The organism is Aquabacterium humicola (assembly GCF_030167915.1).
Taxonomy (GTDB): domain Bacteria; phylum Pseudomonadota; class Gammaproteobacteria; order Burkholderiales; family Burkholderiaceae_C; genus Pseudaquabacterium; species Pseudaquabacterium humicola.
In genome coordinates this window covers 538,010-555,663 of record NZ_JARGNB010000001.1, presented here as the reverse complement: position 1 = coordinate 555,663, position 17,654 = coordinate 538,010, and the positions used below count along the sequence as shown (strand labels likewise).

Sequence of the window (17,654 nt, the reverse complement as noted above, 5' to 3'; positions counted from 1 at the left end):
TCACATCGCAAGCCAGGAGTTTCATCATGAGCGCATTGACCCGCCTCGAGCGTTTCGACGAGTTCTTCCCCGAGCTCTTCCGCCGCATGTCGCGGCCGCTGGCCATGCCCGACATGCCCGGCGAGATCAAGATCGATGTCACCGAGAACGACAAGGACTACCAGGTGCGCGCCGAGATCCCCGGCGCCAAGAAGGAGGACATCCGCGTCACCGTCGACGGCAACTTCGTCTCGATCGCCGCCGAGGTCCGGCGCGAGAAGGAAGAGAAGGAGCAGAAGACCGGCCGCACGCTGGTCAAGGAGACCTACCAGGGCAGCGTGTCGCGCGGCTTCTCGCTGGCCAGCGAGATCGACCAGAAAGGCATCGTCGCCAAGCTCGAGGACGGCGTGCTCAAGCTCACGCTGCCCAAGCGCGAAGGTGCCGGTGCGCGGACCATCCCCATCCAGTGAGTTGTCGCCCACCCGGGAAGGAGTCGATCCATGAAGAACTGGCTGGTGGTGGCCAATGCCGCGCGGGCCCGGGTGCTCGAAGCCGCCGACGGGGCGGAACCGTACGTGCACGTTGCCGATCTGGTGCACCCGCAGAGCCGGCAGAAAGGCGTGGAGCTCGGCGACGACCGCGCGGGTCGCGTCTCCGGTGCGGGCCATGGCCTGGGTAGCGCCCAATACATCCCACGCACCGACGTGCGAGAACGCGAGCACGAGCGTTTCGCGCGGGAGGTCGCCGCGGTGCTGGACGACGGCGTTGCGGCGGGGCGCTGTGCCGGACTGGTGCTGGTGGCGTCGAACCCGTTCCTGGGCGAACTGAAGGCCCATCTCGGAGCACAAGCGTTGAAGTCGGTCCTGCGCACGGTGGCGGCCGACTACACCACGCTGGCGGACGACGAACTCGCTCAGCGCCTGCGCACCTGAGCACCACTGGTTCGCCGCGGGGCTCCTCGAAGCCGGCCCGGATCGCTACCGGTTATCCGGTAGCCCGCCCTACCAATGTCCGGCATGGCGCGCACGGGGCGCCGTGCCTACAGTCGGCGTCATGGCTGGAACGGACGTCGCCGCGACCGTGCGGGAGCTTGCGCCCGCCCTGCGAGCGGTGCTCGACGAGCGCATCGAACTGGCACTCGACATCGGGCCAGGCTGTCCCCCGGCGGCCTGCCGGCGCGAAGCGGTGGAAGACCTGTTGCTGCTGGCGATCAGGCCATTGCTCGGTGCCATGCTGGACAGTGGCCGTCTCCGGATCGGCGTGCACCCGGCCCAACGGCATGCGCGTGGCGGCATCCTGCTGTCCATCGATGGCGGCGGAGGCCGCGTGGTCACGCGCCGCCTGGCCGCCTGCACGCGGCCATGCTGGCCGACCGATCCGGCAACGGCCAGCGACTGCGGGATCGGTATGCCCGCCAGAGACGACAGCGGTGCGCACAACAGGGCCAGCGACGCGCTGTTGCCTTCGACAGGGCCATAGGCCTGTTCGAACACCAGGCTCGCGCACAAGGACAGTGACCGAACCAGGGTGACCTGCCCATCGCCGATGCGGGCCGCGGCGCCCCCGCCGGCCGCTTTGCGCTCGCGCAACGCCTCCCCTCGCAGCTCGCGTGACGATCGCCGGCATCTGATGCGACGGAGCTTGCACGCATGAACAGCCCCTTGCCCGCCCCCGCGCCGGGCCGCGTCCAGTTCGCCGGCCGCCAGCAGGCCGGACAGTTGCTCGCCGAGCGCCTCGCGGCCATGCCGCTGGCGGCCGATCCCGTGGTGCTGGCACTGCCGCGCGGCGGCGTTCCGGTAGGCGCCGCCATCGCTGCGCGCCTGCGGGCGCCGGTCGACCTGCTGCTGGTGCGCAAGATCGGGCTGCCGTGGCAGCCGGAGCTGGCGCTGGCCGCGGTCGTCGAGGGGTCCCCACCGGGTGTGGTCGTCAACGAGGCGGTGCTGAGCGACGGCGGCGTCGACCGCGACTTCCTCGACTGGAAGACGAAGGAGGCGACGCAGGAGATGGCACGGCGCCGCGCGCTCTATCTGGGCGGGCGCGCGGCCGTGCCGGTCGCCGGCCGATGCGTGATCGTGGTGGACGATGGCCTGGCCACCGGCACGACGATGCGCGCGGCCCTGCGGGCCTTGCGCGAACGGGGAGCGGCCCAGCTGGTGGTGGCGGTCCCCGTGGCCCCGGTCGACACCGTCGAACAACTGCGGCACGAGGCGGACCTGGTCGTCTGTCTCGAGCAGCCGGTGCCGTTCATCGCCATCGGCGACCACTACGCGGACTTCCACCAGCTGAGCGACGACGAGGTCCTGGCGGCGTTCGATGCGGCCGCACCGGGGGACATCCACCCCTGGCTGCAGGCGCGGGCGCTGCTCGGCCTGGCCCCGTCGGGCGGCCCGCTGAACATCGCCGCCCTCGCCGTCGACCGCCCCGCCGCCGGCCCGGCCGCGACGCGCTGCGCGCTGCGCTGGCTCGGCCAGGACGGGCGCCGCCGCGACATCACCTATGCCGAGCTGGCCGAGCGAAGCAACCGCTTTGCCAACGTGTTATCGACGCGTGGCCTGGCGCCGGGCGACGGCGTCTTCCTGCTCTGCGGCCGCGTGCCGGAGCTGCCGATCGCCATGCTCGGCGCGCTGAAGCACCGCTGCGTGGTCACGCCGCTGTTCTCGGCCTTCGGGCCGGAGCCGATCGCCACGCGGATGCGGCTCGGCCAGGCCCGCCTGCTGGTGACCACCGCCTCGCTGTACCGCCGCAAGGTGGCGTCGCTTCGGGCCACGCTGCCGGCGCTGGCCCATGTGCTGCTGATCCCCGACGACGACCAGCCGCTGCCACCGGACACCGCGGACCTGCGTGCGCTGCTCGACGCCGCGAGCCCGGACTACCGCATCGCGCCGACCGATCCGCAGACGCCGGCGCTGCTGCACTTCACCAGCGGCACCACGGGCCTGCCGAAGGGCGCGCAGCACGTGCACGAGGCCATCGTCGCGCACGTCGCGACGGCGCGTATCGCGCTCGACCTGCGCAAGGGCGACGTCTACTGGTGCACCGCCGACCCCGGCTGGGTCACCGGCACGTCCTACGGCATCCTCGCGCCGCTGGCGCTGGGCGCGACGCTGGTGATCGACGAGGCCGAGTTCGACGCCGAGCGCTGGTACCGCACCGTCGCCGACGAAGGCGTCAACGTCTGGTACACCGCGCCGACCGCGGTGCGCATGATGATGCGCGGCGGCGCGGCCGCGGCACAGGCCCATCGCTGCCCGGCGCTGCGCTTCATCGCCAGCGTCGGCGAGCCGCTGAACCCGCAGGCGGTGCAGTGGGGCCGCGAGGCCTTCGGCCTGCCGATCCACGACAACTGGTGGCAGACCGAGACCGGCGCGATCATGATCGCCAACCGCCCGGGGCTGCCGATCCGCCCGGGCTCGATGGGCCGGCCGCTGCCCGGGGTCGACGCCGCGATCGTGCAGCGCCAGCCCGACGGCAGCCTGCGCTTCATCGACGATCCTTCGACCGAAGGCGAGCTCGCGCTGCGGCGCGGCTGGCCGTCGATGTTCCGCGGCTACCTGAACGACGAAGCGCGCTACCGCAAGTGTTTCGTCGGCGACTGGTACCTGACGGGCGATCTCGCGCGCCGCGACGCCGAAGGCTACTTCTGGTTCGTCGGCCGCGCCGACGACATGATCAAGTCCTCCGGCCATTTCATCGGCCCGTTCGAGGTCGAGTCGACGCTGATGGAGCATGCCGCCGTCGCCGAAGCCGGCGTCATCGGCAGGCCCGAGCCGACGGTCGGCGAGATCGTCAAGGCCTTCGTCGTGCTGCGCCCCGGCATCGAGCCGACCGAGGCCCTGCGGCGCGAGCTGCTGGGCTTCGCCCGCACGCGCCTGGGCGCCGTGGTGGCGCCCAAGGAGATCACCTTCGCGCCGGCGCTGCCGCGCACGCGCAGCGGCAAGATCATGCGGCGCCTGCTGCGCGCCCGCGAGCTCGGCCTGCCCGAAGGCGACACCTCGACGCTGGAGGCGGCATGACGACGATGAATGCCGACGAGGCACGCGCCGCGCTGCACCAGATGCTGCGCATCCGTCGCTTCGAGGAGGCCTGCGCCGAGCTCTACGGCACCGGCAAGATCCGCGGCTTCCTGCACCTGTGCATCGGGCAGGAAGCGATCAGCGCCGGCGCGGTGCCGGAGCTGCGCCCGGGCGACAGCCTGCTGGCCACCTACCGCGAGCACGGCCATGCGCTCGCCCGCGGCGTGCCGATGAACGCCCTGATGGCAGAGATGTTCGGCCGCCGCGAAGGCTGCAGCCACGGCCGCGGCGGTTCGATGCACCTGTTCGATGCCGAGCGGCGGCTGTTCGGTGGCAACGCCATCGTCGCCGGCGCGCTGCCGATGGCCGCCGGCTTCGCGCTGGCCGATCGGATGCGCGGCAGCGACGCCGTCACCGCCTGCTTCTTCGGCGAAGGCGCGGTCGCCGAGGGCGAGTTTCACGAGAGCGTGAACCTCGCCGCGCTGTGGCAGCTGCCGCTGCTGCTGGTCTGCGAAAACAACCTGTACGCGATGGGCACGGCGCTGGACCGCTCGGAGTCGTCGACCGACCTGTGCGCCAAGGCGCGCAGCTACGGCATCGGCGCGATCGCCGTCGACGGCATGAATGTCGCCGCGGTGCGGGCCGCGACGCGCGCCGCGCTGGCCCGGGTCCGGGCCGGCGACGGTCCGCAGTTCCTCGAGCTGCGCACCTATCGCTTCCGCGCCCACTCGATGTACGACGCCGAGCTGTACCGCACGCGCGACGAGGTCGAGCTGTGGAAGCAGCGCTGCCCGATCGCCGCGCTGGCCCGCCACGCCGAGGCCGAGGGCTGGCTGCTCGACCAGCCGGCGCTGGAGGCCGAGGTGGCGCGGGAGGTGGCCGAGGCCGTGGCCTATGCCGAGGCGGGCACGCTGGAGCCTGTCGACGCGCTGGAGACCGATGTCACGGCGGAATCGGGGAGACCGGCATGAGCGCGCGCATCAGCTATCGCGAGGCGCTGCGCCAGGGCCTGCGCGCGGCGCTCGGCGCCGATGCCCGCGTCTTCCTGATGGGCGAGGATGTCGGACGTTATGGCGGCAGCTACGCCGTCAGCAAGGGCCTGCTGGAAGAGTTCGGGCCGGACCGCATCCGCGACACGCCGTTGTCCGAGTCGGCCTTCGTCGGCTGCGGCATCGGCGCGGCCATCAACGGGCTGCGGCCGATCGTCGAGGTCATGACCGTCAACTTCAGCCTGCTCGCGCTCGACCAGATCGTCAACAACGCCGCGACGCTGCGCCACATGTCCGGCGGCCAGGTGCACGTGCCGCTGGTGATCCGCATGAGCACCGGCGCCGGCCGCCAGCTGGCGGCCCAGCACTCGCACAGCCTGGAGGTCTGGTACGCCCACGTGCCGGGCCTGCGCGTGCTGGCGCCGGCCACCGTGGCCGACGCGCGCGGCATGCTGCAGGCGGCGCTGCAGCGCGAGGATCCGGTGGTGATCTTCGAGCATGCACTGCTGCTGAACGCCGAGGACGAGCTGCCGGACCCGCCGCCGCCGGTGGACATCGAGCGCGCCGCGCTGCGCCGCAGCGGCCGCGACCTGAGCCTCGTCACCTACGGCGGCTCGCTGCCGCGCTGCCTGGAGGCGGCGCAGCAGCTGGCGGCCGAGGGCATCGAGGCCGAGGTGCTCGACCTGCGCGTGCTGCGTCCGCTGGACCGCGCGGCGATCACCGCCACGGTGCAGCGCACCCGGCGCGTGCTGGTCGTCGACGAAGGCTGGAAGACCTGCGGCCTGGCCGCCGAGCTCATCGCCTCCGTGGTCGAAGGCGCGTTCTACGAGCTGGACGCACCGCCCGCGCGGGTGTGCAGCGTGGAGGTGCCGATGCCGTACGCCAGGCACCTGGAAGAGGCGGCGCTGCCGAACGTGGCGCGCATCGTCGAGGCGGCGCACGCGCTGGTGCAGCGATGATCGAGCTGCGCCTGCCATCGTTCGGCGCCGACATGGACGACGCCGAGTTCGTGCAATGGAACGTGCAGCCGGGCCAGGCGGTCGCGCGCGGCGACATCGCCTGCGTCGTCGAGACGCAGAAGGGCGCGATCGACGTCGAGGTGTGGCAGGACGGCACCGTCGCGCGACTGATCGCCGAACCGGGGCAGCGCCTGCCGGTGGGCAGCCCGCTGGCGCTGCTGGCCGAGGCGCACGAGGACTGGCGCACGCTGGCCGACGCCGCACCCGCGGCCGCCGGGCCGGCACCGCCATCGACACCGGCCGCCGCGACCGCCACGGCGCCGGCGCCGGACGCAGCGGCAGCGCCCTCGCCCGCGGGCGGGCCCCCGCTCTCGCCCACGGGCTCGCCCGAGCGTGCCGGTGGCCCGCGTGCATCGCCGGCAGCGCGACGGCGCGCGCGCGAGCTCGGCGTCGACCTCGACGCGCTGGCCGCCCGCGTCGGCGACAGGCCGCTCACCTTGTCCGATATCGAGTCCGCTGCGGCGGCGGCACCCGCCGCCGGCGCGCCCTCCGAAGGGTCGGCCATGCGCGAGGCCATCGCCGCGGCGATGGCGCGCTCCAAGCGCGAGATCCCGCACTACTACCTGGCCCGCGAGGCGGTGGTGGAGCCGGCCCTGCGCTGGCTGGAGGGCTACAACGCCGCGCGGCCGCCGGCCGAGCGCATGCTGTTCGCCGCGATGCTGCTGCGCGCCGTGGCGCTGGCGCTGGCCGATGCGCCGACGCTCAACGGCCGATGCGTCGGCGGCCGCTTCCAGCCGTCCGCCACGGTGGACCTGGCGGTCGTCACCTCGCTGCGCCGCGGCGGGCTGGTGATTCCGACGCTGCACGACGCCGCCCGGCTGCCGCTGCCGCAGCTGATGGCGGCACTAAACGATGTGCTCGCCCGGGCGCGCGGCGGTCGGCTGCGCAGCTCGGACCTCGGCGAGGCGACGATCAGCGTCAGCAACCTGGGCGATCTGGGCGCGGACGCCGTGCACGGCGTGATCTACCCGCCGCAGGTGGCCCTCGTCGGTGCCGGCCGCATCGCCAGCCGCGCGATCGTGCAGGACGGCCGGCTGATCGCCGCGCGCACCGTGCAGCTGACGCTGGCGGCCGACCACCGCGTCAGCGACGGCGCGACCGGCGCCCGCTTCCTGGCCACGCTCGTCGAGCGCCTCGACCATCCGGAGGACCTGTGACCCCTGCTCCCCTGCCGCAAGACCCGTCCGGCGCAGCGGCCGCGCCTGTCGACACCGCGGCGCTGCGCGCCACGCTCGCCGACAGCATCGCCGCCATCGCGCCGGAAGCCCGGATCGACGACCTGGTGCCCCGGCGATCGTTGCGCGCCCAGCTGGACCTCGACTCCTACGACTTCCTGCAGCTGCTCATCGAGCTGCACGAGCGCCTGGGCGTCGACGTGCCCGAGGCGGACTACGCGCGCGTGGATTCCCTCGACGGCCTGCTCGACTACCTCGCGGCGCGCACCGCTCAGCGCTGAATCGCTGCGGCGGACACGTCCCTCGAGCCGTCGCCCGCCACGTCACTGAACCGCGGATCGGCGCGCTACGGCGTGTTCGGTGCCCGCAGGCCGGCGGCCAGCGCCGCGAGCTCCGCTTCGTCGAGCGTTTCCCGCTCCAGCAGCGCCGCGGCGGCGCGATCGAGCAGCGCGCGGTTGAGCTCCAGGACTTCGCGCGCCTGCGCGCCGGCCGCCTCGATCAGCCGGCGCACCGCGGCATCGATGGCCTGTGCGGTCTGCGGGCCGAGGCCCGGCGACGTCCCGGCATCCAGGGGCAGCGGCAGGAAGCGCGGGCGCTCGTCGGCGTAGGCGACCGGGCCGAGCTCGTCGTCCATGCCATAGCGCATCACGAGGTCGCGTGCCAGGTCGGTGGCCTTCACGATGTCGTCCGCGGCACCCGTCGAGGGCTCGCCGAAGACCAGCGACTCCGCCGCGCGGCCGCCCATCAGCACGGCCAGCCGCGCGACCAGCTCGCCGCGGCGCATCAGGTGCCGATCCTCCGATGGCCGCTGCAGCGTGTAGCCGAGCGCGCCGACGCCGCGCGGCACGATCGACACCTTGTGCACCTGGTCCGTGCCGCGCAGCGCCAGCGCGGTCAGCGCGTGGCCGAGCTCGTGGTAGGCGACAGTGCGGCGTTCCTCGGCGCCCAGCAGGCTGCGCGGCTTCTCGATGCCGGCGACGATGCGCTCGATCGCCCGCGTGAAGTCGGCCAGGGTCACCGCATCGCCGCGACGGCGTGTCGCGACCAGGGCGGCCTCGTTGACGACGTTCGCCAGATCGGCTCCGGCCAGGCCGACCGTCAGCGCGGCCACCTGGTCGAGATCGACGTCGGGTGCCAGCCGGATCTTCTTCGCATGCACGCGCAGGATCGCCGCGCGGCCGACGCGGTCCGGGCGATCGACCAGCACCTGGCGGTCGAAGCGGCCGGCGCGCAGCAGGGCGGGGTCCAGCACTTCGGGCCGGTTGGTCGCGGCGAGCAGCACGACACCGACGCTCGGATCGAAGCCGTCGAGCTCGACCAGCAGCTGGTTCAGCGTCTGCTCGCGCTCGTCGTGGCCGCCGGACAGCGCGGCCGCGCCGCGCACCCGGCCGAGCGCATCGAGCTCGTCGATGAAGATGATCGCCGGCGCGTGGGCCCGCGCCTGCTCGAACAGGTCGCGCACGCGCGCCGCACCGACCCCGACGAACAACTCGATGAACTCCGAGCCGCTGATCGAGAAGAAGGGAACGCCCGCCTCGCCGGCCACCGCGCGCGCGAGCAGGGTCTTGCCGGTGCCGGTCGGTCCCATCAACAGCACGCCCTTGGGCATGCGCGCGCCGAGGCGGCCGTGCTCCTTCGGGTTCTTCAGGAAGTCGACGATCTCCTGCAGCTCGGCCTTGGCCTCGTCGACGCCGGCCACGTCCTCGAAGCGCACGCCGGTGCTGGCCTGCATGTAGAGCCTGGCCTTGCTCTGCCCGATGCTCAGCATGCCGGCGCCGAGGCCGCCGGCGCGCCGCGCCAACCACGACCACAGCAGCAGCATCAACGCCACCGGCACGATCCAGCCGAGCAGCGTCTGCAGCCAGGCCGGATCGCGCACGCGCTGGTAGGGCACGCCATGGCGGGCGAGGCGCTCGGCGATCGCCGGCTCGACCACCGTGGCCACCAGCGCCTGCGTGCCGTCCGGCTCGGGGGTCTTCAGCCGCGCGGTGACCGCCGTGTCGCCCACGCTCACCTCGGCGACGCGCCCTTCCGCCAACGCCTGCTCGAAGGCGCTGTAGGGCACGCTGCGCACTGGCGTGCGCGATTCCCAGCATCCGCGCATCACCATCATCAGCAGCAGCACGCCGATGGCGAAGCCGACATGCCGGGCGTTGTTCAGGCCCCACGGGCTGCGCCCGCCGGCCGGGGGCAGCGTGTCCTCAGTCCCCGGCTTCACGAACCTGCTCGCGGCTTGCCTGGCGGCCCGCTATGCGCGCCAGCGCGGAGAGCTCCTGCGCGAGCAGGTCGGCCACGTCGTCGGCGGTCACGATGCCGACCAGGCGGCCGTGCGCGTCGACGACCGGCAAGCGGCGTATGCCGTGGCTGCGCATGTGCCAGATCGCGTCGTAGGCGGTCTCGGAGCCGATCGCGGTGTGCACGTCCTCGTGCATCAGGTCCTCGGCAACTGCGTGCTCGGGCGCGATGCCGCACGCCATCACGCGCACCGCGAGGTCGCGGTCGGTGACCACGCCCACCGGGCGCACGCCGCCCTCGACGTCCTCGACGATCACCACGTCGCCGACGTGCCGGTCGCGCATCACGCGCGCCAGTTCCAGCGCGCTCGCCTGGCGCCCGCAGGTGACCACCGCGCGGGTGCACAAATCAGACAGGTACATGCCGTGCCTCCTGGGCGCTAGTCGGCGCGGCCGCGCTCGCCGCGAACGCGGAAGCCGCGGTCCAGCGCCGCCAGCGTCTCGACGATGCCGGTGTATTCGAACTCGCTCATCGGCAGCATCGCGGCGCCGACCTTCATGTGCAGCCTTCATGCGAGCCGCCTGGGCCCGTCGAAACAAGTCTAGGAAGCGACCTGTCCGCGCGCTTGCGGCAGATCAATCGCCGGGGCGGGCGTGATCGCGCGGGCGCGAGCCCGGGCTGGCTGGCGCCTCGGACACCAGGCGCTGCCGCGTTTCGGGCGTCGGCGCGCCAGGCCGCGGCTGACATCGATCAATCGTCGGCGCGCAGCGCTCGACAGAATCGATCGGCATGGAGGCCCCGCAAAGGCCGACCGACCGGAGGACTGCCCATGCCCACCCGCTACATCCGCTGGTTCTCCGAGCTCGGCCTGGCCGACGTGCCGCTGGTCGGGGGCAAGAACGCTTCGCTGGGCGAGATGTTCCGCGAGCTGTCGCCACTGGGCGTGCGCGTGCCCGACGGCTTCGCCGTCACCGCCGATGCCTACCGCCTGACGCTCGAGCGCAGCGGCGTGCTGCCGGCGCTGCGCGCGACCCTGGACGGGCTCGACGTCGACGACCTCGACGGCCTGGCCCGCCGCGCGCAGCGGGCGCGCGACATCGTCGCCGGCGCGGCGCTGCCGGACGAGCTGGCGACCGAGATCCGCGCCGCGTACCGGCGCCTGCGCGACGAGTACGGCGATGCGCTGACCGTCGCGGTGCGCAGCTCGGCGACCGCCGAGGACTCGGCCGAGGCCAGCTTCGCCGGGCAGCACGAGACCTTCCTCAACGTCGCCGGCGAGGCGCGTGTGCTCGACGCCGTGCGGCATTGTTTCGCCAGCCTGTTCCGCGACCGCGCGATCGCCTACCGGGCGCAGCGCGGCATCGACCACCTGAAGGTGCTGCAGTCGGTGGGCATCATGAAGATGGTGCGCTCGGACCGCGCGAGCAGCGGCGTGATGTTCACGCTCGATACCGAGACGGGCTTTCGCGACGTGGTCTTCGTCACCGGCGCCTGGGGCCTGGGCGAGAACGTCGTGCAGGGCACGGTCGACCCGGACGAGTTCCATGTGTTCAAGCCGACGCTCGCCGCCGGCCACCGCACGGTGCTGCGGCGCAGCCTGGGCAGCAAGGAGGTGCGCATGGTCTACGCCTCGCGCGCCGGCCGCGACACCACCTGCAACATGCCGACGGCGGCCGAGGATCGTGTGCGTTACTGCCTCGACGACGACGAGGTCATCGAGCTCGCGCAGGCGGGCGTGGCGATCGAGGCCCACTACAGCGCGCGCGCCGGTCACCCGGTGCCCATGGACATCGAATGGGCCAAGGACGGCCTCGACGGACGCCTGTACATCGTGCAGGCGCGGCCCGAGACGGTGGCCTCGCAGCGGCCGGCCGGTGTCGTCGACGACTACCGCCTCGGCGGCAGCGGCCCGGTGCTGGCGCGCGGCCGCGCGGTGGGCAGCCGCATCGCCACCGGGCGCGCCCGCGTGATCGGCGACATCGCGCAGCTGGGCGACTTCCGGCCCGGCGAGGTGCTGGTGGCCGACACGACGATGCCCGACTGGGGCACGGTGATGAAGATCGCCGCCGCCGTGGTCACCAACCGCGGCGGACGCACCTGCCATGCGGCGATCGTCGCGCGCGAACAGGGCATCCCGGCGGTCGTCGGCTGCGAGACGGCCACCACGGCGATCCGCAGCGGCGACGCCGTCACCGTCTGCTGTGCCGAGGGCAGCGAGGGCCGCGTCTACGCCGGCACCCTGCCCTTCACGCGCCAGGCCGTCGAGACGGCCGGCCTGGGCCGGCCGCGCACGCGGCTGATGGTCAACCTGGGCAATCCGGATGCCGCTTTCCAGACCGCCATGCTGCCGAACGACGGCGTGGGGCTCGCGCGCATGGAGTTCATCGTCGCCGAGCACATCCGCGTGCACCCGATGGCGCTGGTGCATCCCGAGCGGGTCGAGGATGCCGCGGTGCGCGCGCAGATCGCGCAGCTCACGCGCGGTCACGCCACGCCGGCCGCGTACTTCGTGCGCCAGCTCGCCGAGGGCGTGGGCACCATCGCCGCGGCCTTCTACCCGAAGCCGGTGATCGTGCGGCTGTCGGACTTCAAGACCAACGAATACGCCAGCCTGCTGGGCGGCCGCTGGTTCGAGCCGGTGGAGGCCAATCCGATGATCGGCTTCCGCGGCGCGTCGCGCTATGCGCACCCGGCGTATGCCGAAGGCTTTGCACTGGAGTGCGCGGCCATGAAGCGCGTGCGCGACGAGATGGGCCTGACGAACGTGAAGCTGATGATCCCGTTCTGCCGCCGCGTGCAGGAGGCCGAGGGCGTGCTCGCGGCGATGGCCTCGCACGGCCTGGTGCGCGGCGAGGGCGGGCTCGAGATCTACGTGATGTGCGAGATCCCCAACAACGTGATCCAGATCGACGCGTTCGCGCGGCTGTTCGACGGTTTCTCGATCGGCTCGAACGACCTGACGCAACTGGTGCTGGGCGTCGATCGCGACTCGGAGCTGGTGGCCTTCGACTTCGACGAGCGCGATCCCGGCGTGCTGGCCTTGATCCGCCAGACCATCGAGGGCGCGCACCGCAACGGCCGCCACGTCGGCCTGTGCGGCCAGGCGCCGTCGGACCATCCCGACTTCGCGCGCATCCTGGTCGAGCTCGGCATCGACTCGATCAGCGTGACGCCCGACACGCTGCTGCAGATCCGGCGCACGGTGCTGGACGCCGAGCGCGGAGGCCCCGCGCGCTGACGACTGCGCGGCGGGCGGGGCTCAGGCGCGACCGGGCCCGAGCCCTGCGGGCTCGCGCAACGAACGCACGATGCGAACCGTCCTGCGGTCCTCGGCGTCCGATCGCTCCACGAACCCCAGCTGGCGTGCCAGCTTGCGCATGCGGCGGTTGGTGACCAGCACCAGACCCTCCATCGTCGCCAGGCCGCGCGCCCGCGCGATGTCGATCAGCCGCTGCATCAGGATGCCGGCCAGACCGCTGCCCTGCCAGGCGTCGTCGACGGCGACCGCGAACTCGCAGCCGGTACCGGGTGCATCGACGAAGTAGTGCACGACGCCCACCTCGAGGCAGCCGGCGGGGGACTCGACGGTCGCCACCAGGGCCACGTGTCGCGCCTGGTCCACCGACGTCAACCAGTCCAGCTTCTTTTCCGGCAGCTCCTTCATCGTGACCATGAACCGGTTGTAGCGGGCCTCGGCGGAGAGTCGGCGGACGAAGGACGCCTCCAGGGCCTTGTCGTCGGCGCAAAGCGGCCGGATGGTGACCGGCGTGTCCCGCAGCACGTGCCGGCTCACGCCCCGTTCGTCGGGGGCCTCGCCGGACGGCGGCGGCGCCCGCCGGTCGGTCAGCCGGCGGCCGAGGTAGTCCACCAGCGCATCGAGGGTGTCCAGCTGTCCGTGGTCGGAAGCCGGAATCGGGACCGACAGGCGTTCGCCCAGTATCTCGACGACGTTCAACCAGTCCAGCGAGTCGAGCTCGAGCTGGGCGCGCAGCGGCTGAGCGGGCCGGATTCGCTGCACGTCGGCGCCCGGCACTACTGCGTCGATGGCCGCCAGCACGGCGCGGCGGATCTGCTGCGCATCGGGGGCGGTCTCAGGTCCCATGGACGGCAGGCGCGATCCAGGCGTTGTCGGGGCGCTCCATGGGGCACCCACTATCCGGGCTGTCGGCGATGTCGCGTTGATGCGCCTCAATCGCTATCGGGCCGACCGATGGCACGCAAGCAACTCGTTCATGGGGACGACGCGCGCGAGAAGATCCGCCGCGGCGTCGATGCCCTCGCCGATGCGGTGAAGGTGACGCTCGGCCCGCGCGGCCGCACCGTGATCCTCGATCGCGACTTCGGGCCGCCGCAGATCGTGAATTCCGGCGTCGTCGTCGCCAAGTCCACCGGCGAGGACGTCGCACGAGCGGGGAGTGCCTCCAGTGAGTCCCGAGATGTACTGAAGCAGCCGGTGCCGACATCGGCCCTCAATGCGGCGCCGCGGCCTGCACCGCCGGCGCCGAGAACTCCCGCCCGACCGCGTGGCGCGCGAAGAAGTAGTTCAAGCGCGCGCGTTCGCTCAGGGCATCGAGCGCCACATGGCCTTCTTGGTCGCACGGAAATGCGAGCGCGCGGCCTTCGTTGAACAGCGAACGGAAGCGCAGCTCGTAGGCGGCGGTCGACATCGGCTGGTTCATGGCGGTCTCCTGGGCGGATGAAGGAAGACTAGGCCGCCCCTGTCAATCGCCTGACAACGGCATGCACCACTCGGCAACGATCGGTGAATCGCCCGTATCCATCCGGTGACGGTGCATGCGCCCGGCCGTGCGGTCGATGATCAGCGGCGTCCGAACCGCAAGCCTGGATCCGGCCGGCAGCCGACCCGGACGGCGTGATCGCCCTGCCGTGCGACCTCACCGATCGATCGATGCCGGCGCGCGCGCCGCGAACGCGGCGTCGGGCAGCCGGACCGGCCGCGGCACGCTGACGCAGACCAGCGTTCCACCGTCGTCGCCGGGACGCACGTCGAGCGTGCCGTCGATCATGCGCACGCGCTCCTGCATGCCGATCAGCCCGACCGCGCCGCTGCGGCGCTGCTGCATCGCGGCGATGCCGACCCCGTCGTCACGGATCACGAGGCGCAGCTGCCGCGGCTGCACCTCGAGCGTCACCTGCGCCGTGCGTGCACCCGAGTGCTTCGCGACATTGTTCAGCGCCTCCTGAACGATGCGGTACAGGCAGGTCGCGGCGCGCGGCGGCAGCAGCGGCTCCACGGCATGGGCGTCGGCCTCGACATGGCAGGCCATGCCGGTGCGCCGCGAGAACTGCGCCGCCAGCGTGCGCAGCGCCGCGACCAGGCCGAGATCGTCGAGCATCTGCGGCCGCAGGTCGCCGATGATGCGCCGCGTCGCCTCGATCGACTGGTCGGCCAGCTCGCGTGCGGACTGCAGCAACGCCAGCGTCGCCGGCGCGGTGTCGGCCAGCCGCTGCACGGCGAGCCCGATGTCCATCTTGATCGCCGCGAGCGTCTGCTGCAGCTCGTCGTGCAGCTCGATCGCGATGCGCCGGCGTTCGCCCTCCTGGACCTCGTCCTGCGCGGCGACCAGGCGCTGCAGGTCGGCATTCGATCGCGCGAGGTCGGCCTCGATGCGGCGCAGCTCGCTCACGTCGCGCATCACCAGCACGATCTGCGGGTGGCCGCGTTCGATGAACTGCGTCGCCGTCGCCTGCACCGTGCGGATGCCGCCGTCCAGTCGCATCACGCGCAGCTCGACGAGCGGCAGCGTCGTGACGCCGGCCTGCAACGCCTCCATGCGTTGCTGCAGCAGCGCGCGCGAGTCCGGATGGACCAGCGCGAGCGGCGTACGCGCGGCGAGCTGCGCCGGCGTGCCGCCGAACAGGTGCAGTGCCTCGGCATTCACGTAGGCGATGCCCTCGTCGGCCTGCACCAGGACGGCGTCGGGCAACAGCTCGAGCAGCCGGCGAATGCGCGCTTCGCTGTCGCGCACCTCCTGCTCGGCGCGCCGCTGCTCGCTGGTGTCGCGGATCACCGCGGTGCAGAAGTCCTGCCCGTTGACCCGCTGCTGCGAGATCGTCGCTTCGGCGGAGAAGCGCTCGCCGCTGCTGCGCTGGCCGATGAGCGGGCCGCCGCCGCCCATCGTACGGCGCCCGCTCGCGCCGCCGACGAAGGTGGCGACCGCCTCGTGATGCCACTGCTGCAGTGGCGCGGGGATGAGCAGGTCCAGCGGCGCGCCGATCAGCCGCTCCACACGATGACCGAACATCGATGCCGCCGCCATGTTGGCCATCACGATGCGCTGCCGCGCGTCGACCGTCACGATCGCCTCGCTCGCGGTCTCGAAGATCGCGCGCAGTCGCGTTTCGCTGAGCGCGAGGGCGTCGCGTGTGGCCTGCAGCGCCCGCGTCCGCTCGGCCATGAGCCACTCGAGCGCCTGCCGGTGGCGGCGCTGCAGGCCCAGCGCGCGCAGGCGCGCCGCGCGCTGGCTGCGCAGCCTGCCGCCCAGCACCGTGAACAGCGCGATGCCCGCGGCCCCGGCCACCAGCAGCAGGCTCCGGTCTCGCTGCAGCTCGCGCTGCGCCTGGTCCAGGCGCCGGACGACGCGCGCGCCGGCCGCGTCGTCCAGACGGCGCAGCAGCGCGCGCACGCGCTCCAGGCTGCGGTTCCGGTCGTCACCGGTGATGCGTGCGGCCGCGCCCGCCCGATCCTGCAGGGCCAGCGCCATCGTCGTCGCCAGCTGGTCGCGCTTGACGTCGACGGCCGCGCGCAGATCGAGCAGGTCGGCATCCGGTTCGGCCAGGCGCTCGGCAGCGTCGAGCCGCGCCGCGGCGCGTGCGTCGGCATCGCGGTACGCGGCGGCCGCCGACGTGTCGCCGTCCAGCACGTGCGAGCGCAGCGCCTCGTCCGCACCCTCGAGCGCCGACTGCAAGTCCGCCAGCGCCTCGCGCGCCTGCGCGGCGCGCTGCGCCTGGGCCAGCGCCTCGCGCCAGTGCGCGGTCGACAGCACGCCGATCGCGGCGATCATCGCGATGCCTGCCGCGGCCAGCGCCAGCACGGCGAGGAATCTGCGGTCGAGGCGAAGGCGCATGGCTCGGCTGTGGCGCGCAACGTCGCGCAGCGGCCAGTCTAGGCATCCGGTTCAAGCGTCGCTTGCGGGCGATCAAGCGGTCAACTGCGGCGGCGAATTGATCAGGCGCAATCGAGGACCACGACGGCCACGTAGGCTCGACTGCATGAGTCGTGCGCCGCCAGCTGCCCGTTCGCGCCTCAGGCTGGCGCGTGTCGCGTCGCTCATCGGATGGCTGCTGTGCGCCATCGCGAGCGGCCCTGCGGCAGCTGCGGCCGATCCGCTGGTGATGGCCGTGGCCCGCCTGCCGCTGAGCCTGCCGCTGTACGTGGCCGAGGCGCGCGGCTTCCTGTCGGCCGAGGACGCGCCGGTGCGCATCGTCGATTGCGACTACGGCCGTCGCTGCCTCGAGCGCCTGCTGGCCGGAGGCGCGGACCTCGCCACGGTCGCGGTGCTGCCGCTGGTCGACTCGGCGCTGCGCGGCGAGCGCTTCGGCGTGCTGGCCACCATCGCGACCACGCGCAACGACACCAAGATCGTGACGCGGCGCGGCAGCGGCATCGACGCTGCCGCCGCGCTCGTCGGGCGGCGGGTCGGCACGTTCGTCGGCACGTCGGCGCAGTACCTGCTCGATCTGAGCCTGCTCGCCGCCGGCGTCGATCCGGCGACGGTGCAGGTGCGGGCGCTGCAACCGGCCGATGCCGTCGGCGCGCTGCGTGCGCGCGAGGTCGACGCGTTGGCGGTGTTCGAGCCGTACGCCTGGCAGGCGATGCAGGCGCTGGGATCGCAGGCGCAGGTGATCACCGACCGCCGACTGCACGTCGAGCCCTGGAGCATCGTCGTCTCGGCCCGCGTGCTGCCAGGCCGGGATGCACAGTTGCGCGCGCTGTGCCGCGCGCTCGACCGTGCGATGCGCTTCATCGCCGAGCAACCGGACGAGGCCTGGGCCATCCTGGGCCGCCGCCTCGGCTACGACGCGGCCGCGGTGGCCGCGATGCGTCGGGACATCGACTTCGCGCTGGAGTTGCGGCAGTCGCTGCTGACGTCGCTGGAGGGTCAGGCGCGCTGGGCGCTGCGCGGCGGACATGCGCGCGGCACGATGCCCAACTTTCTCGACTACCTCGTGCCCGGGCCGCTGGAAGCGGTGCGTCCGGACGCCGTCACCGTCGTGCGCTGA

15 protein-coding genes and 1 pseudogene are annotated in these 17,654 nt (G+C 72.8%); 11 read left to right on the top strand and 5 right to left on the bottom strand.

Going from position 1 to position 17,654, the window contains the following annotated elements; translation table 11 throughout:
* The first annotated feature begins 26 nt into the window (after positions 1-26).
* The 8 genes from P1K89_RS02555 to P1K89_RS02520 all read left to right on the top strand — a co-directional run bounded on the left by P1K89_RS02555 (position 27) and on the right by P1K89_RS02520 (position 7,456).
* Positions 27-449: an Hsp20/alpha crystallin family protein gene (locus P1K89_RS02555; protein ID WP_284614794.1), complete on the top strand. Its 423-nt coding sequence runs from the start codon at positions 27-29 to the stop codon at positions 447-449.
* Between the two features lie 30 nt (positions 450-479).
* A complete protein-coding gene (locus tag P1K89_RS02550) occupies positions 480-911 on the top strand; it encodes a host attachment protein (RefSeq protein ID WP_284614793.1) in 432 nt (143 codons plus the stop codon).
* 121 nt (positions 912-1,032) lie between these two features.
* Complete coding sequence (locus P1K89_RS02545) at positions 1,033-1,458, top strand: hypothetical protein (protein ID WP_284614792.1); 426 nt, start codon at positions 1,033-1,035, stop codon at positions 1,456-1,458.
* 170 nt (positions 1,459-1,628) lie between these two features.
* The gene (gene acsA / locus P1K89_RS02540; RefSeq protein WP_284614791.1) at positions 1,629-3,992 is read left to right on the top strand and encodes an acetate--CoA ligase; all 2,364 of its coding nucleotides are present in this window, start codon (positions 1,629-1,631) and stop codon (positions 3,990-3,992) included.
* The gene (pdhA, locus tag P1K89_RS02535) at positions 3,989-4,963 is read left to right on the top strand and encodes a pyruvate dehydrogenase (acetyl-transferring) E1 component subunit alpha (RefSeq protein ID WP_284614790.1); all 975 of its coding nucleotides are present in this window, start codon (positions 3,989-3,991) and stop codon (positions 4,961-4,963) included. Before acsA ends, pdhA begins: the two co-directional genes overlap by 4 nt.
* Positions 4,960-5,940, top strand: coding sequence for an alpha-ketoacid dehydrogenase subunit beta (locus P1K89_RS02530; protein ID WP_284614789.1), 981 nt, complete (start codon positions 4,960-4,962; stop codon positions 5,938-5,940). Before pdhA ends, P1K89_RS02530 begins: the two co-directional genes overlap by 4 nt.
* Positions 5,937-7,157, top strand: coding sequence for a 2-oxo acid dehydrogenase subunit E2 (locus P1K89_RS02525; protein WP_284614788.1), 1,221 nt, complete (start codon positions 5,937-5,939; stop codon positions 7,155-7,157). Before P1K89_RS02530 ends, P1K89_RS02525 begins: the two co-directional genes overlap by 4 nt.
* The gene (locus P1K89_RS02520; RefSeq protein ID WP_284614787.1) at positions 7,154-7,456 is read left to right on the top strand and encodes an acyl carrier protein; all 303 of its coding nucleotides are present in this window, start codon (positions 7,154-7,156) and stop codon (positions 7,454-7,456) included. Before P1K89_RS02525 ends, P1K89_RS02520 begins: the two co-directional genes overlap by 4 nt.
* Before the next feature lie 65 nt (positions 7,457-7,521).
* Here the strand turns inward: P1K89_RS02520 and ftsH are convergent, their stop codons facing one another.
* Both ftsH and P1K89_RS02510 read right to left on the bottom strand, forming a co-directional pair.
* A complete protein-coding gene (ftsH, locus tag P1K89_RS02515; protein ID WP_284616294.1) occupies positions 7,522-9,288 on the bottom strand; it encodes an ATP-dependent zinc metalloprotease FtsH in 1,767 nt (588 codons plus the stop codon).
* An 88-nt stretch (positions 9,289-9,376) separates the two neighbouring features.
* A complete protein-coding gene (locus tag P1K89_RS02510; RefSeq protein ID WP_284614786.1) occupies positions 9,377-9,832 on the bottom strand; it encodes a CBS domain-containing protein in 456 nt (151 codons plus the stop codon).
* Positions 9,833-10,239: 407 nt separating this feature from the next.
* Between P1K89_RS02510 and ppsA the strand changes: the two genes are divergently transcribed.
* Positions 10,240-12,648: a phosphoenolpyruvate synthase gene (gene ppsA, locus P1K89_RS02505; RefSeq protein WP_284614785.1), complete on the top strand. Its 2,409-nt coding sequence runs from the start codon at positions 10,240-10,242 to the stop codon at positions 12,646-12,648.
* A gap of 21 nt (positions 12,649-12,669) precedes the next feature.
* On the opposite strand, the gene P1K89_RS02500 is transcribed toward ppsA, so the two are convergent.
* Positions 12,670-13,467, bottom strand: a complete 798-nt coding sequence (locus P1K89_RS02500) for a GNAT family N-acetyltransferase (RefSeq protein ID WP_284614784.1) — start codon at positions 13,465-13,467, stop codon at positions 12,670-12,672.
* Positions 13,468-13,620: 153 nt separating this feature from the next.
* Here P1K89_RS02500 and groEL point away from each other — a divergent pair.
* Positions 13,621-13,794: pseudogene (gene groEL / locus P1K89_RS02495) on the top strand (chaperonin GroEL); the annotation flags it as partial.
* 85 nt (positions 13,795-13,879) lie between these two features.
* Here the strand turns inward: groEL and P1K89_RS02490 are convergent.
* A complete protein-coding gene (locus P1K89_RS02490; protein WP_284614783.1) occupies positions 13,880-14,089 on the bottom strand; it encodes a hypothetical protein in 210 nt (69 codons plus the stop codon).
* A 216-nt stretch (positions 14,090-14,305) separates the two neighbouring features.
* Positions 14,306-16,498: a PAS domain S-box protein gene (locus P1K89_RS02485; protein WP_284614782.1), complete on the bottom strand. Its 2,193-nt coding sequence runs from the start codon at positions 16,496-16,498 to the stop codon at positions 14,306-14,308.
* Between the two features lie 145 nt (positions 16,499-16,643).
* Here P1K89_RS02485 and P1K89_RS02480 point away from each other — a divergent pair, with 145 nt between their 5' ends.
* Positions 16,644-17,654, top strand: a complete 1,011-nt coding sequence (locus tag P1K89_RS02480; RefSeq protein ID WP_284614781.1) for an ABC transporter substrate-binding protein — start codon at positions 16,644-16,646, stop codon at positions 17,652-17,654.